Annotated in this window: 15 protein-coding genes; 13 read left to right on the top strand and 2 right to left on the bottom strand. The window is 42.1% G+C overall.

Going from position 1 to position 15,136, the window contains the following annotated elements; all coding sequences use genetic code 11:
- The first annotated feature begins 87 nt into the window (after nucleotides 1-87).
- The 13 genes from CBS1_RS09020 (at nucleotide 88) to fliD (ending at nucleotide 13,510) form a co-directional block, all read left to right on the top strand.
- Nucleotides 88-921: a hypothetical protein gene (locus tag CBS1_RS09020; protein ID WP_090222662.1), complete on the top strand. Its 834-nt coding sequence runs from the start codon at nucleotides 88-90 to the stop codon at nucleotides 919-921.
- Nucleotides 918-1,814: a PSP1 domain-containing protein gene (locus CBS1_RS09015; protein ID WP_090222661.1), complete on the top strand. Its 897-nt coding sequence runs from the start codon at nucleotides 918-920 to the stop codon at nucleotides 1,812-1,814. Before CBS1_RS09020 ends, CBS1_RS09015 begins: the two co-directional genes overlap by 4 nt.
- Nucleotides 1,777-1,947: a DUF2905 domain-containing protein gene (locus CBS1_RS09010; protein ID WP_236938430.1), complete on the top strand. Its 171-nt coding sequence runs from the start codon at nucleotides 1,777-1,779 to the stop codon at nucleotides 1,945-1,947. The genes CBS1_RS09015 and CBS1_RS09010 overlap by 38 nt, the downstream gene beginning before the upstream one ends.
- Nucleotides 1,948-1,989: 42 nt before the next feature.
- A complete protein-coding gene (gene glpK / locus CBS1_RS09005; protein WP_033191409.1) occupies nucleotides 1,990-3,435 on the top strand; it encodes a glycerol kinase GlpK in 1,446 nt (481 codons plus the stop codon).
- Nucleotides 3,393-3,875 (top strand): tRNA (adenosine(37)-N6)-threonylcarbamoyltransferase complex ATPase subunit type 1 TsaE, encoded by a 483-nt coding sequence (gene tsaE / locus CBS1_RS09000; RefSeq protein WP_033191410.1) that lies wholly within the window; start codon nucleotides 3,393-3,395, stop codon nucleotides 3,873-3,875. Before glpK ends, tsaE begins: the two co-directional genes overlap by 43 nt.
- Entirely contained in the window at nucleotides 3,868-6,318 is a 2,451-nt protein-coding gene (lon, locus tag CBS1_RS08995; RefSeq protein ID WP_033191411.1) for an endopeptidase La, read from the top strand. The genes tsaE and lon overlap by 8 nt, the downstream gene beginning before the upstream one ends.
- Nucleotides 6,269-6,862, top strand: coding sequence for a ribosome biogenesis GTP-binding protein YihA/YsxC (yihA, locus tag CBS1_RS08990; RefSeq protein ID WP_033192510.1), 594 nt, complete (start codon nucleotides 6,269-6,271; stop codon nucleotides 6,860-6,862). The genes lon and yihA overlap by 50 nt, the downstream gene beginning before the upstream one ends.
- Nucleotides 6,863-6,905: 43 nt before the next feature.
- The gene (gene argS, locus CBS1_RS08985; protein ID WP_033191412.1) at nucleotides 6,906-8,534 is read left to right on the top strand and encodes an arginine--tRNA ligase; all 1,629 of its coding nucleotides are present in this window, start codon (nucleotides 6,906-6,908) and stop codon (nucleotides 8,532-8,534) included.
- A 49-nt stretch (nucleotides 8,535-8,583) separates the two neighbouring features.
- Entirely contained in the window at nucleotides 8,584-9,990 is a 1,407-nt protein-coding gene (locus CBS1_RS08980; RefSeq protein WP_033191413.1) for a sensor histidine kinase, read from the top strand.
- Nucleotides 9,991-10,061: 71 nt separating this feature from the next.
- Entirely contained in the window at nucleotides 10,062-10,931 is an 870-nt protein-coding gene (locus CBS1_RS08975) for an HDOD domain-containing protein (RefSeq protein WP_033191414.1), read from the top strand.
- The gene (gene rbfA, locus CBS1_RS08970; RefSeq protein ID WP_033191415.1) at nucleotides 10,909-11,286 is read left to right on the top strand and encodes a 30S ribosome-binding factor RbfA; all 378 of its coding nucleotides are present in this window, start codon (nucleotides 10,909-10,911) and stop codon (nucleotides 11,284-11,286) included. The genes CBS1_RS08975 and rbfA overlap by 23 nt, the downstream gene beginning before the upstream one ends.
- Nucleotides 11,287-11,325: 39 nt before the next feature.
- Nucleotides 11,326-11,715, top strand: coding sequence for a flagellar protein FlaG (locus CBS1_RS08965; RefSeq protein WP_033191416.1), 390 nt, complete (start codon nucleotides 11,326-11,328; stop codon nucleotides 11,713-11,715).
- Between the two features lie 4 nt (nucleotides 11,716-11,719).
- Nucleotides 11,720-13,510, top strand: coding sequence for a flagellar filament capping protein FliD (fliD, locus tag CBS1_RS08960; protein WP_033191417.1), 1,791 nt, complete (start codon nucleotides 11,720-11,722; stop codon nucleotides 13,508-13,510).
- Nucleotides 13,511-13,525: 15 nt separating this feature from the next.
- Here fliD and nth read toward each other — a convergent pair whose 3' ends face one another.
- Together nth and ribF are read right to left on the bottom strand one after the other, a co-directional pair.
- Nucleotides 13,526-14,182, bottom strand: coding sequence for an endonuclease III (gene nth, locus CBS1_RS08955; protein ID WP_090222659.1), 657 nt, complete (start codon nucleotides 14,180-14,182; stop codon nucleotides 13,526-13,528).
- Nucleotides 14,154-15,083, bottom strand: coding sequence for a riboflavin biosynthesis protein RibF (ribF, locus tag CBS1_RS08950; RefSeq protein ID WP_084383999.1), 930 nt, complete (start codon nucleotides 15,081-15,083; stop codon nucleotides 14,154-14,156). The genes nth and ribF overlap by 29 nt, the downstream gene beginning before the upstream one ends.
- Nucleotides 15,084-15,136 lie beyond the last annotated feature (53 nt).

The following is a 15,136-nucleotide window of genomic DNA, read 5'->3' as shown; positions in this document are numbered from 1 at the left end:
ATAATTGAAATGCAAGTAGAAACTACGAAGAATTTGACACATCCATGTTGAAATAGAACATTTTTGGTCTATTCGGTGGTGATGGTAGTGACAATAGAGAAAATTCGAAATAAAATATCAAGGCAGCTTGAAAGTGGTAAATCGTTTGGTCTTGTTGTTCCGAACAAAGCGTACGCGAAAGCGTTAATCAAAGGTATAATTGAGACTTCTGATATCCAGGACGCTTTAGTTATCGAACCAGACACGAATATTGGCATCGACGAAATTAGAACTGTTGTGGAATTTCTTGACTTTTCACCGAAAGGTGAGACTAAAAAGGTGATTTTGTACGATGCGGACAAGATGACTCAAGAAGCTGCGAACGCATTTTTGAAAACGCTCGAAGAACCACCTTCGTATGCGATAATAATACTCGTCACATCAAGATGGTTCTCTCTACTACCAACGATAAGAAGCAGGTTGCAAAAACTGCACGCGCAACTACTCATCGATCCTGATTTGGACGAATTCGAAAGGTATCTTGTATATTGGAATTACGATTTCCTTGAAAGGTTAAAAGGAAAGAATTATTCGATACTTTCCGAAGAAGAACTCTTAGAAACAGATGAAATCAACGAGTCAAGTGTGGAATTAGACGTCATCATGTCGCTAAAGCAGATTCTGGAGCAATACTTAAGCAAGGACCTGTCGGCATACGTACGTTTTATCTCACAACTATCCAAGAAAAGCAACATTAAATTCCTCCGGCTTGTTGCTAAGATTGTCGCATGGTTGATTTACAAAGATACGACGCTTTCCGAAAATGAGAAGATAAAATACCTTCGCATATGTGATGACATATTGAAATCTAAGATCGCAAACTTCAACTACCAGTTGACGTATTACACACTACTACTTGGATTAAGAGGTGATAATTTGTGAGTTTAGAAGCTACCGTTTACGGAGTAGAATTGATGCCTTTAGGGAAGATCGTGTACTACTTAGATAACGGCGAAACCTTCAAATACGGCGATTACGCAATTGTTCTAAGTGAATTCGGAACAGATTACGGTAAAGTACTGCTAGGTCCAAAAGATATAAGCATAGACGATGTCAATTACGAACTAAAAGCGGTTATCAGAAAAGCAACGGCCGAGGACCTGAAGATTATTGAAGAAAACGAAGAGATTGCAAAAAGAGCGCGCGAAGTGACCGTAGAACTTGTAAAGAAGCACAACCTTCCAATGAAGGTCTTGCAGTCTAAGTACATATTCGATCGAAGTAAACTCGTCATCTACTTCAGTTCCAAAACAAGGGTTGATTTCCGAGAACTCGTAAAAGATATAGCGAAAGAGTTTAAAACACGTATTGAATTGAGGCAGGTTGGTGCAAGGGATGAAATGAAGTTCATAAAGGGGCTGGGACTTTGCGGACGAAAGAGCTGTTGTTCGTACTTTTTGAGAGAATTTGATAGCGTAACCCTGAAACACGCAAAGCAACAACAGATGATGATAAACACCGCAAAGATCACAGGACCATGCGGTAGGTTGCTCTGCTGTTTAACATTTGAGCACGACTTCTACGTTGAAGCTCTGAAGAATATACCAGATGAAGGGTCTACAATATACTACGATGGAAAAATTGCGAAGGTGATAACAGTTAACGTCTTCCTTTCAAGGGTCACCTTACAAACGGACGACGGTGAGATGGTCGCACTTCCATTCTCCTATTTTAAGGAGGGAGAGAATGCGGGAAATTGGAAAATTATTGATAGCGGTCGGAGTGATAACTATTACAATGGGCTTGATGATGTTTCTGATATCGAAGATGAGTGATTTGAATTGGTTGCCCGGTGACATCGTGATTAGAAAGAAAAACTTCGTTTTTATATTCCCAATAACAACGATGATCATTCTAAGTGTGGTACTTACCGTCGTGCTGAACATCATAAGTAGGTTCTTTAAATAAAAGACGGCTGATAGATTTGCGGGATAGGGGAGGTTGGTGGTGATGTTCGTTGGTTTAGACCAGGGAACGACAAGCACGAGGGCGATTCTATTCGACGATGATTTTTCAGTTGTGCACGAGGCGCGAAGAGAATTTCGCCAGATATATCCAAAAGAAGGATGGGTGGAGCACAATCCTGAGGATATCTGGCAAACTGTTGTTGAAGTTCTTGAAGAATGCAAGCGTGTTGCGGATTCAAAAGGGAAGAAAATAGATGTTATAGGTATAACAAACCAGCGGGAAACCGTTGTTGCTTGGGATTCTGAAACAAAGCAAGTTCTTTACAACGCTATCGTTTGGCAGTGCCGTAGAACAGCTGAGAGGTCGAGCTTCCTAAGAAAAGAATACGGACGAGCGATAAAAGAAAAGACAGGTCTGGTTGTTGACCCTTATTTTTCGGCAACCAAAATCGAGTGGCTAATTCAAAACGTTCCAGAAGTTAAAGAAGCTTACAACAAAGGGACTTTAAGATTTGGAACTATAGACAGCTTCCTTGCATGGAAATTGACCGGAAGGCATGTGACAGATTATTCAAATGCATCGCGTACGATGATATTCAACATAAACACTCTTGATTGGGATGAAGAGCTTCTGGAACTTTTCGGAGTTAAAAGGGAATTCCTTCCGGAAGTGGTCGATACGGCGCAATTCATAGGGTACACAGCCGACGGCATCCCGGTAGCTTCCTTGGTCGGAGACCAGCAGGCTGCTCTCTTTGGCCAGACCGCTTTCCAAAGAGGCGACGTAAAATGTACGCTTGGAACTGGCAGCTTTATCTTGATGAACACGGGAAATGAAATCATAAGTTCCGAACACAATCTGCTGAGCACTGTTGGTTGGAAGATCAAAGATGAGGTAACCTATGCGCTCGAAGGAAGCGTGTTCATAACGGGTACGCTTGTGAATTACCTTATCAAGAACCTTGGATTCGGAAAAGATAGCAGCGAACTGACTGAACTGGCACTTCAAGTGGGTAATAACGGCGGTATCTACTTCGTCCCAGCCCTTACAGGACTTGGTGCACCGTATTGGGATCCGTATGCGCGTGGTCTAATCATCGGGCTCACCCCGGGAACGGACAAAAGGCACATAATCTATGCAGCATTTGAAGGTATCGCATTTTCTGTCGGCCAACTTGTTATGCTTATGGAAAAAGAAAGCAACATAAAGATAAACACCTTGAAGGTTGATGGAGGTGTCTCAAAGAACAATTTGATAATGCAGATCCTTTCCGATGTCGTGAACACCGTTGTTGAAAGGCCTGTCAACAGAGAGACAACGGCACTTGGTGCCGCCAGTCTTGCGGCGATTGCCCTTGGCATCGTCACAAAAGAAAAATTGCAGCAGATTAGGAAAATAGATAGAATATTCACACCAAAACAGGCTCGTGAGGAGGAGTTCAACAAGTGGAAACAGGCAGTCAACCGCGCATTGAATTGGGAATCTTAAATGAACAAGAACTGAAAAGCGTAGCAAAAAAATTCTCGTACTGCCTCTCAGATGGTGACGTAGTGATTTTGTCCGGTGAAATTGGAAGTGGTAAGACCACGTTTGTTCGTGGTTTGGTAACAGGACTTGGCTGTAGCGAACATATCGTCACAAGTCCCACATTTACCTTGATGAACGTCTATTCGTGCTTGAAAACGATCTACCATATAGACGCTTATCGTCTAAACAACTTGGAAGAGATATTCTACGTGCTTGAAGGAGAAATCGAGGAGAAGGATGGGATATTCATAATTGAATGGGGAGAACTCGTGAAAGAGTTTTTCTTAGAAGACTTTGTAACTATTTTCTTCGAGCATATTGATGAAAGCCACAGAAAACTCAGTATCACAGCAGATCAGACAAGAGTCGAACTAATAAGGAGGTGCATGAACGTTGGATAAGACCGAAAAGAGAAACAATCAAAAGAAATTCGCAAAATTGGAAAAAGAAGCGAAAAAGAGTAGAGAAGAGAGGATATCGATCCCGAATGTGCTGCCTGGAATAGCGATGCGCAGTAACATGGTGATATTTCCAAATACCGTCGTTCCCTTCTACGTAGGAAGGGAGAAATCACTCATGGCTCTTGAACATGCCATGGAGCATACTAATAATCTTGTTTTTGTTGTGAACCAAAAAGACCCAGCGATAGAAGATCCAAACGAAAATGACCTTTATAAAATCGGGACAATTGTTCGGGTAATCCAAGTTGGAAAATTACCCGATGGTACGTTCAAAGTTCTTGTTGAAGGTATCGCAAGGGCGAAGTGGCTAAAGAACGTCGGGGAGAAGTTCTTCGAATTCGAGCTCGAGATACTAAGGGCGCGCTACGGTAGGTCAAAGCGCCTTATTGCACTGATGCGGATGGTTAAGGAAGAGCTCCACAAATACGTGCAATATTCAAGAAAGATACCCCCAGAGACGTTAATGTTACTGGAGGATGTTGACAACGCGGATGTCTTCGCAGATATCGCAGCATCCTTATGCCCCGGAAGTATCGAAGAAAAGCAGGATTTACTCGAAACAGTACACCCAGCGAACCGTCTTGAAAAAATCCTCGATATCTTGGCAAGGGAAACGGAACTACTCGAGATAGAACAGCAATTGGATCAAAAGGTTAAGGAACGTATCGAGAAGAGTCAGAGGGAATATTATCTGAGGGAAAAACTTCGCGTAATAAGGGACGAGCTTGGTGGCGAAGAAGACGTCGAAATCAAAGAGATCAGGGAAAAGATACAGAAAGGTAACTACCCTGAACACGTCAAGGAAAAGGCCCAGGCTGAACTGCAAAGGCTTGAAAAAATGTCACCTTACGCACCTGAAGCAAGTGTGATAAGGACCTATCTTGATTGGATACTCAATCTGCCTTGGTACGAAAAGACCGAGGACACGGTCGATATAGAGTACGCAGAAAAAGTTTTGAACGAGGACCACTACGGCTTGGAAGAGCCAAAGCAAAGAATACTCGAATACCTTGCGACAAGGAAGCTCTCAGATAAAGCGAAAGCACCTATAATCTGCTTTGTTGGACCTCCTGGTGTCGGTAAGACTTCCCTTGCAAAATCCATTGCACGTGCGATGAATAGGAAGTTTGGTCGTATGTCGCTTGGTGGTCTTAGGGATGAGGCTGAGATCAGAGGTCATAGAAGAACATACGTGGGTGCAATGCCTGGTAGGATTATTCAGCTCATAAGGAAACTTGGCGTCAAGAACCCTGTCATACTCCTCGATGAGATAGACAAAATGGGTATCAGTTTCCAAGGAGATCCGGCATCTGCACTACTTGAAGTGCTTGATCCTGAGCAGAACAAAGATTTCGTTGACCACTATATAGAAATACCTTTTGACCTATCGGAGGTACTCTTTGTTACAACAGCGAACGTTCTCTACACGATACCACCAGCACTTAGAGACCGTATGGAAGTGATTGAGATTTCAAGCTACACCGACGTGGAAAAATTCTACATCGCCAAGAACCATATAATTCCGAAGATATACGAGGAATTCACAGAAAAGAAGGCAAAGGTCTTCGCATTCAAGGATTCCGCAATTAAAAAGATAATTAACGAATACACGATGGAACCTGGCGTTCGTGAACTAGAAAGGCAACTGAGAAGCGTGGTCAGAAAGGCAACATTGGAATTCACGAAGACGGGAAAAATAGTGGTAATCACTCCCGAAAAGGTAGTTGAGTACTTGGGACCGGAAAAGATAAGGGAGGAAGACTCTCTCGAAAAACCGTTGGTTGGTATCGCAACGGGGCTTGCGTGGACTCCAAACGGTGGAACAACGCTTTACATAGAGAGTGCGCTCATTCCCGGTAATGGACAACTCATAATCACTGGGCAACTGGGAGATGTAATGAAAGAATCCGTCCGAATCGCGCTAAGCTTGTCAAGAAAACTGTGTGGCGAGGATTACTCGGATAGATTTACAAAGCACGATATCCACATCCACGTACCCGAAGGTGCTGTTCCAAAAGATGGACCAAGTGCTGGTGTGACCATCACAACGGCTTTGGTTTCTGTTGTAAAAGATGTCCCAATTAGAAACGATGTAGCGATGACCGGAGAGATAACGCTTAGAGGAAGAGTACTGCCCGTTGGCGGCATAAAGGAAAAGGTCTTGGCAGCTTACAGAAAGGGCATCAAAACGGTTATACTACCTAAGAAGAACCAAGTAGACTTGGAAAAGATACCAGAAGAAGTAAGAAAGAATATGGAGTTCATTTTTGTTGAAACGATCGACGAAGTACTGGAGGTGGCTTTGTGTGAAAAAGACGGACACAAGCAGGCTAATAAAGGTAGAAAACGTAGAACTCGCGAAAGTAATAGCAAAGCCGAATGATAAATTCCCAGAGCCACTCCACGGGGAATTTGCATTTGTTGGACGTTCTAATGTTGGAAAATCGAGCCTCTTGAACGCACTCATTGGAAAAAAGGTGGCTTTTGTAAGCAAAAACCCAGGGAAGACCAGAACAATCAATTATTACCTAATAAACAATAAATTCTACTTCGTCGACCTTCCCGGTTACGGCTACGCACGCGCTTCAAAAAAGGACAGAGAGGAATGGAGGAAGGTCATAGAAAGGTATTTTTCCGAACGAACATGGAATATGAAGGCGCTTTTTGCACTGATAGATTCCAGACATGAACTAATGGAATCCGATGCACAGTTGCTTGAATGGTTGGAAATGATAGGTATTTCTCCCCTCGTTGTGTTGACGAAAATAGATAAGCTCAGCTCTCCCGAACTGAGTAAACAACTCAAATACTTTGAAGAAGTATTATCTGGTTACAGCATCCGCGAGCTCATCCCGTGTTCGTCGGTTAAAAAGGAAGGCCTGGACAAGATATGGAATGTTATAATTGAAGAGCTCTCGAAGGAGTAAAAAGAAAAACTAATAAACTAAAAATCAGGAGGTAACCGCATAAATGATTAGAAAAGAAATAGAAAGCCTTTTAAAGAGCTTTTTGATGGAAAGTGGATACGAATACGACTTTGTTGTTGAAGTACCTGAAGAGCAGTTTGGGGACTTTTCTACAAACATTGCCTTAGTTGGCGCAAAACACTTCAAGAAACCACCGAGAGAAGTGGCGAAATATTTCGTTGAAAAGCTCCAAGGACATCCCATGTTCGAGGAAATAACGATAGCTGGACCTGGATTCATCAATTTCAAGGTTTCTAAAACATTCTACAGAGATTTCCTCGAGAAGTTCCTTAGAAATCCATCTGGCGTATGGAATTTCAAGAATAAAGGTAAAATCATTCTTGAGTACGGTAGTGCAAACCCAACAGGTCCGCTAACGGTGGGGCACGGGAGACAGGTCGTCATCGGGGATGTACTCGGAAACGTTTTAAAGTACATAGGCTACGATGTAACAAAAGAGATGTACCTAAACGATGCAGGTAGACAGATAAAACTGCTTGCCAAATCTGTCTGGGCAAGGTATAACCAGCTCCTCGGATACGACGAACCGATCCCAGAAGATGGCTACCGTGGAGAGTACGTTATCGACATTGCTAAACTTGTTTTGAAAGACCACAACGACAAATTCTTCCGTATTTGGAACGACGAGGTTGAGGAAATCTTTAAAGAATACGCACTTCGAGAGATAACGAAGATGTTCGATACTACACTGGAAAAGCTCGATGCAAAATTTGACAGTGTCATTAGCGAAAAGAGTCTAATAGACAACGGAACCGTTCAAAAAGTACTTGAGATACTTAAGAGTAAAGACCTGGTGTACGAACATGAAGGTGCGTTGTGGTTCAGAGTTTCTCAATTTGAAAATGATAACGACAAGGTCTTAATTAAAAGTGATGGAAGCTATACTTACTATCTTACAGACATTGCGTACCACTATAATAAATTCAAACGGGGATACGACATCGCCGTTGACATCTTCGGTAGTGATCACCACGGGCATTTACCAAGGATGTACGCAGCGATAAAGGCACTTGGTATTCCCGAGGATTTCCTCTTCTTTGTCTTACACCAATTCGTGACACTTAAACGTGGAAGCGAAATAGTGAAGATGAGCACACGTGCCGGTGAGTTCGTAACACTGGATGAGCTGATAGACGAGGTCGGAAAAGATGCCACAAGGTATTTCTTTGCAATGGTCGACGTGAATACACACCTCAATTTCGACCTTGAACTTGCCAAAGCACAGACAACGGACAACCCCGTGTACTACGTCCAGTACGCACACGCAAGGATTTCGAGTCTTTTTGAAAACGCACAAGCCAAAGGTTTGAAATTCGAACTGCTGGACAACATAGAGCTACTCGAAAATGAAGCCGAATTGAGAATCGTAAAGCTTATATCAACGTTCGACGATGTTTTAGAGCGCATCCGGGACAAACTATCACCACATTACTTAACTGATTATCTTGAGAATCTTGCTGCGGCATTCCACAAGTATTACGCAGATTACAAGATAGTGGATCCAGAAAATCCAGAGCTTTCCAACGCAAGACTAAATCTTGCTCTCGGTGTGAAGATTATACTTGCAGAAGGGTTGAAACTACTCGGTGTAAGTGCCCCTGAGAAAATGTGAAATTGTTGAACTGTGTAGTTGAAAGACTTAGCTGAGAAGGTGAATGTCGATGGAAATCCAACAGCTTCTTTCAAAATATATGCTTGAGATATCTAAGGTTGATGACGAAAACAAGTTGTATGGTGCCTTGGTAGGCATTCTAAAACGCATCGTTGATTTCCAAGTGCTGAACGTCCTGAGCAACAACGAAGTGATATATTCGGAACCACAGGATGTAACTATAGCACAAGAATACTATGCCGATTACCTTCAGTGGATAGAAGAAAGGTTGCATCCAACGTTCCTTCCTTTCGAGGATGTCTACGTTGGACTTATCCCTATCTTCAAAGGGACCAAGATCTTGTCAGTTGCGGTAATCTTGACAACAACCGAACCAACGGCTGAAGTGATTGATTACTTGCAATTGATCGCTTACCTCTCTGGAATAACGCTCGAAAACTTGAGGCTATTTAAAATCGTTGATGATTCTCGTCAGTATTACGAGACGATAATAAATGTCTCAAACGATGGTATTATCGTCTTCAAAGATGGGCAAGTTGAATTCAAAAACTTAAGGGCAGAACAAGTAATCAGCGAACACAACAGACTACTCGATGAGATTTTGAAAAACACACAAAACGGTGTAGAGTTCTTCGAATTTGAAGAAGCGAATGCGTTCTTCAGCGTGTCAATAAAACATATAAAACTTTTTGGTGAAGACAGGGTTCTTGTAAATATCAGGAACATCACGACAGAAAAGGAAATCCAGAAATTAAAAGAAGTGGACAAGATAAAGGCAAACTTCATTGCGAACATCTCCCACGAATTAAGAACACCGCTCGCTGCAATAAAAGCTTATGTTGAAACAATACTCAGCATGCCGATGAGTTACGAAGAAATACAGGAGTTCATTTCAATTGTTCACGAACAATCGCTGAGATTAGAACAGTTGCTGAATGATCTACTTGATTTCTCACAGCTCGAATCTGGGACTATGCGTATTTCTTTAGAAAGTGCAAATTTGTGTGACATCGTTGACCAGGCAATAACGGTCGTTCAAAAGCTTGCAGAAGAAAAGAACGTACAAATAATGAAAGAATGTTCTCCAGTGGTAATAAAGTGTGATCCCAGAAGAATTGAGCAAGTGATAGTAAACCTTTTAAGCAATTCGATAAAATTCTCGGACCAACAAAAAGAGAATAAGTTCACCAAAATCACTGCGAGTGATGAGGGTGAAAAGGTAAGGATATCCGTTGAAGACAACGGGATTGGTATACCAGAGGATAAACTCGATAGGATTTTCGATAAGTTCTACCGTGTTGACAATGAACTTACATATTCAATTCCGGGAACCGGCCTTGGCTTAGCGATAGTCAAAGAAATCGTGGAGATGCACGGTGGCGAGATTCACGTTAAATCCAAGGTCGGTGAGGGAAGCATCTTTGAAGTGGTGCTACCTAAAGAGCAAGGTGCTTGATGCACGAACATTTTATCCTTAGGTAGTTGGGACACTAGCGCGTAAATTCAGACCAACTGGGGCGAAGACGGATGATAAAAGAATTACTATCAACGATTTCTGAAATACCGACACCCGATATCGTTGTCCAACAAATCATATCAACTGCGTCAAATCCAAATGCCAGTGCAAAAGACCTTGAAAAGGTCATTGCGATGGACGTTGGACTTTCGACGAAAATTCTGCGACTTGTGAACTCGGCATACTACGGACTGCCGAGAAAAATAACAAAGCTCAGTGAGGCTATCGTCATCGTTGGATTCAAAACAGTTCGAAACCTTGCACTGAGTGTCTTCACATATTCTGCGCTCCACTCAAAACATACATTCATCGACCATGACAAACTCTGGTCGCATTTTATGACAACCGCAATCTTTTCGGAACACATCGCCAAAAGAATCGGATTCATGAATAGGGAAGAAGTCTTTTTAGCTGGAATGATGCACGATGTTGGGAAGATAGCACTTGATTTGGTTTTTCCAGTGTATACGTACGAATTGTCGAAATTGAGCCAAGAAAAGCAAACACCATTCTTCTTAATTGAATACAAATGTCGAGTCGAAGACCATATGGAGTTAGGAGGAGAACTCCTAAAACTTTGGAAATTTCCAGATGAGTACGTTTCTGTTGCACAGTACCATGAGAAACCCTCACTTAACCCAGATTCGCCATACATAGAGATGATTTGCATTGTCCACCTTGCAAACGTCTTTTCTAACATATTTATGCCAGGTTATTCTCTGTCTTACGGTTCGCCTTACCTTGATCCATTAACTTTCAACGTTTTGGGGATGAAACCAGGGGATTTGAAGGTAATGTTCCACGAATTAGAAAGAGTATTTGAAAGGTCCAGAGACATGATCTACGGAGGTGTTCAGGATGAAGCAGGAATACAAGCTTAAAATGCTTGAATCGGAACTGAGAAAGGTTTTATCAGAAGCGTTAATGGAGATGAAAGATCCGTACATAGAAACTGTGAGGTCGTTAATCACGTTCTCGAGAGTAGAAGTCTCTAAAGACAAAAGGTACGCGGATATTTACGTTAGTGTCCTTGGCGATGAATCAAAGAGAAGGGAAGTTGTGGAATACCTGGACTCAAAAAAAGGTTACTTTAGAACATACGTAGCGAAAAGCATCAGAATGTACGTAGCACCTGAACTCAGGTTCAAAGAAGACAAAGGTATCGAAGCAACCGTGCGGATCGCACAACTTTTAGATTCGATTAAAGAAAAAGAAAAGAGTGACGATAATAAATAGGGATATTCTAACTATACTTTCATCACGGAGTGGTGAGCTATGGATGGGATTAAAGGGGTTGGCGTAGGAAGAACGGTAGTTGAACAGGATTTTATCAACAAAAATCAAGTGCAAAACAACGCGGCAACAGTTGTTAATCCCGCTGTAGGAGAACACAGCCACGGAAGAAATGAGACACATGATACCCTGCGTATAGGAAAGGATAGAGTCGAAGAACTCGACATGTTTAAGGAAAACTTCGAGAAGCTGAAGAAGATTTTTAGAGGGGAAGCAGAGTTTAAAATCGACAGAGATACGAACATGGTTGTGATCAAAATCAAAGACCCTGAAACAGGGGAAGTTCTTCGCCAAATTCCTCCAGAACTCGCTCTTAAACTTGCAAAGAACATCCAAGAACTCCTGGGGGTACTGATGGACGAAAGGGTGTGAGGTTATGGACCTTTCAAGCATAGCCAACAACATAAATTACAGATATCAGCGGTCCTCAAGACTGCAGGTTGGTGGCGCTGTAAGTGGTCTTGATACACAATCGATCATAGAAAAACTTATGGAACTGGAGGCTGCACCACTCCAAAGGCTTAACGATAAGTACACACAGTACGCCAATCTCCAGAAGGCGTATCAAAAAGTTTCTTCAAAAATCCGCGAGTTTTATAACTACATCTCAGATTTTTCATTGCAGGCAAACTTAATTCCGAAAACCGCAACTTCGTCTGCCACAAACGTACTTAACGCAAGTGCTGCACCATCCGCTTTAGATGGTGCGTATTCTGTTGATGTAGTATCACTTGCAACGAATAGTCTCTTCAAAAGCGGAAAGCTGGGAAGAGAAATCCAACCGACCGATACATTTGCAAGTATCGATACACGATATGCGCCGGTTGATAACTCTGTAGTCAAGATCAAAGTTGGTTCTCAAGAACAACAAATTACCGTTTCGCACTCTGACACGATTAACGACATCATCGGAAAACTAGAGCAAGCGTTCACCGACTTGGGAGCAATTGCCAACATCGTATTCCAGGATGGCAAACTTAAAATCGAATCAAATAAAGCATTCCAGATCTCCAACGCATCCGGAAACTTCACGTTCGTCTTCAGATTGAACGATGCAAGCTTGAAACAGGCGGGAACAAATTTCGTGCTTGAAAGCAGCGGTGATATAGGCGTTTACTCTACGTTCAAGACTCTTTCAAGCCTTGGAGTTACTTCGGATGCAACAATAAAGATAAATGGAAAAGAAATCACGTTGAAACCTTCAGATACACTGCAAACGATCATTCAGAAAATCAACAACACCATAACCGATGTATACGCAACCTATGACGATAAGTCAGGTCAGATAGTACTTACAAGCAAGACGACAGGAGATAACCTAATATCCGTTGAGGGCGATAGCGGTTTGTTAGGTGTTTTAAAACTCGATGATACCAATTCCACTTTCACACTTGGCCAACTTGCCAATGTGAAAGTTACGTTTAATGGTTATATAGAAGAAATCACATCGAAATCAAATTCACTAACTTACAACGGCGTGACTTTAAATCTATCAGCGATAGGTAGTGCTATCGTCACAGTTGGAACAGACAAAGACAAGATCGTCGAACGTGTCAAAGACTTTGTCAACAAATGGAATGAACTCACCGATTTCCTCTACACCAAGCTAACGGAAAAGAAAGTTACAAACAAATCACCTGATCAGATGAACGAAGACGAAAAATTGCAAGGCCTGCTGAAGGATGATTCCTTCTTGAGACGCATTTTCGACAAATTCAGAAGTTTCTTAACAACCACAATTGATGGAAAGAAATTGGCAGATTTAGGTATCGAATCTGGCGACGTAGGTAAGAGTTTTGAAAACACGATGAAAGGTAGGATTACGTTAAACGAAGACAAACTGAAGAAATTCATCGATGAAAACGGACCAGATGCAGTTTGGAAATTCTTTGGCAACAACGACACCTACAAAGGATTAGGTATCCAGCTCAAAGAATACAGCTTTAACCTTACAAAATTCAACGGTGAAATAGACACCGTGGCTGGTGTTAGTGGAAGGCTTGAAAGAGAAAAGCGCATCCTTTCTAAACGCATGGTCACGATGATGGAATACCTTGAGAAGAAAGAACAGCAACTCTGGGCAAAGTACTCATCGCTCGAAAGCGCATTATCAAAACTACAAGCCCAAGGTGCATTCATGGCACAGGCATTCACTCAGAGAAAGTAAAAGGATATTTGCTTATCATTTCGGCTTTTCTTTAAAATATCTACAACACTCTGTCAAGAAGCACAATTCACACTTAGGCGAAATCGGTCGACAAATTTGTTTACCAAATTCAACCATAGAACCATTGACTGGACCCCACAAATCGGGGTCCAGTATCTTTTTGAGTGCTTCTTCCGTTTGCTCCGGAGTTTTTGTGTTAACCCACCCCAAGCGATTGGATATCCTATGAACGTGAGTATCAACCGCAAGAGCAGGTTGACCAAAACTCACGTGCAGAACAATGTTCGCGGTCTTTCTACCAACCCCCGGTAGTGAAACCAACTCTTCCAAATTATGTGGGACCTTTCCACCGTATTTTTCTAATATCAACCTTGAAACGGCAACTATCCTTTCTGCCTTTTCCCGATACAATCCAGACGGCTTGATGAGTTCGTAGAGTTCCTCTGGTTTTGCATTCGCCAACTGCGATACATTCTTGTAAACACGGAAAAGGTTCCTAGCTGAGATTTCCGTGTTTTCATCACGGCTCCGCTGACTGAGGATCGTTGTGATAAGAACCCTAAAAGGGTCCTTCTCTTCATGCTGCCGTGGAAATCTATCTATTATCAACTCGGCGATCCTATTAACATCTTTGCAATCGAGTTCAGATGCTTTTTGCATCTTTTTTCTCATACTCTTTTATCAACCTCCTTGCAGTCTTCTCGTCATTTTTCATCTGCTCAATGAGTTGAGTTAAAGTATCGAATTTAATCTCCGGCCTCAGATATTCTAAAAACTCCACACGTATCTCTTTCCCGTACAAATCGTCTGAAAAATCAAGGATGTAGACTTCGTATTTTATCTTCCTTGAGTGTTCTATTGTGGGTCGGAATCCTACATTCATCAATCCGTAGTACTGTTTGGGAGTATAGACTTTTACAAAATAAACACCCGTCGCGGGCTCTACTAAATGTAGTTCAGGCCTTTTCACATTTGCAGTTGGGAAGCCAAGCTTTCTTCCGATTTGTTTGTCTTTGTACACAACTCCATGTATGGAATAATTCCTTCCCAGAAACCTTTTGACATCCTTCACCTGCCCTGCTTTTATCATCTTCCTGATGTAACTACTACTAACCCTTACTCCGTCTACAACGACTGGAGGTATAACCTCCAGCTTTAGCCCCTTTTCTTTACAGAGCTTATCAAGTAATTCCACATCTCCTCTTCCGTCCTTACCAAATCTGAAATCGTGGCCAACAACAATACCTTTGGCTCCAGCCGAAATTTCTTCAAAAAAATCCTCTGGTGATTGGTCTTTGATCTGCGGTAATTCCAATATCTGCACTTCTCCATAAATGGAGAGTAGTTCCAATCTATCCTCAATAGATGCTATTAAACCTTCGAATTTCCCAACGTAGTACTCCATCGGGTACAATATAGTGTAAATCTTTGCCTGGGCGTTATTTTCCTCGGAGAGTTGCGAAAGTCTTGAGAGTATCTTAGCATGTCCTTTGTGCACACCATCGAACACACCAACCGTGACAAACGTACCATTAACCTTTCCAGAGTTAGTCATTTCATTTAAAATGCTCATCTCAGTTCCACCTCTCACCCTTTCCAAACATGTGCTCTATCTTCTTGACTTTG

It is taken from the genome of Fervidobacterium changbaicum, assembly GCF_004117075.1.
Taxonomy (GTDB): domain Bacteria; phylum Thermotogota; class Thermotogae; order Thermotogales; family Fervidobacteriaceae; genus Fervidobacterium; species Fervidobacterium islandicum.
Note: the sequence above shows the minus strand (reverse complement) of the source record. Positions and strands in the feature narration are given on the sequence as shown.

Coding starts and splice junctions, on each gene's coding strand:
- CBS1_RS09010 (WP_236938430.1), top strand. CDS start 1,777: ATGGGCTTGATGATGTTTCTGATATCGAAGATGAGTGATTTGAATTGG.
- glpK (WP_033191409.1), top strand. CDS start 1,990: ATGTTCGTTGGTTTAGACCAGGGAACGACAAGCACGAGGGCGATTCTA.
- argS (WP_033191412.1), top strand. CDS start 6,906: ATGATTAGAAAAGAAATAGAAAGCCTTTTAAAGAGCTTTTTGATGGAA.
- CBS1_RS08980 (WP_033191413.1), top strand. CDS start 8,584: ATGGAAATCCAACAGCTTCTTTCAAAATATATGCTTGAGATATCTAAG.
- CBS1_RS08975 (WP_033191414.1), top strand. CDS start 10,062: ATGATAAAAGAATTACTATCAACGATTTCTGAAATACCGACACCCGAT.
- rbfA (WP_033191415.1), top strand. CDS start 10,909: ATGAAGCAGGAATACAAGCTTAAAATGCTTGAATCGGAACTGAGAAAG.
- CBS1_RS08965 (WP_033191416.1), top strand. CDS start 11,326: ATGGATGGGATTAAAGGGGTTGGCGTAGGAAGAACGGTAGTTGAACAG.
- fliD (WP_033191417.1), top strand. CDS start 11,720: ATGGACCTTTCAAGCATAGCCAACAACATAAATTACAGATATCAGCGG.
- nth (WP_090222659.1), bottom strand. CDS start 14,182: ATGAGAAAAAAGATGCAAAAAGCATCTGAACTCGATTGCAAAGATGTT.
- ribF (WP_084383999.1), bottom strand. CDS start 15,083: ATGAGCATTTTAAATGAAATGACTAACTCTGGAAAGGTTAATGGTACG.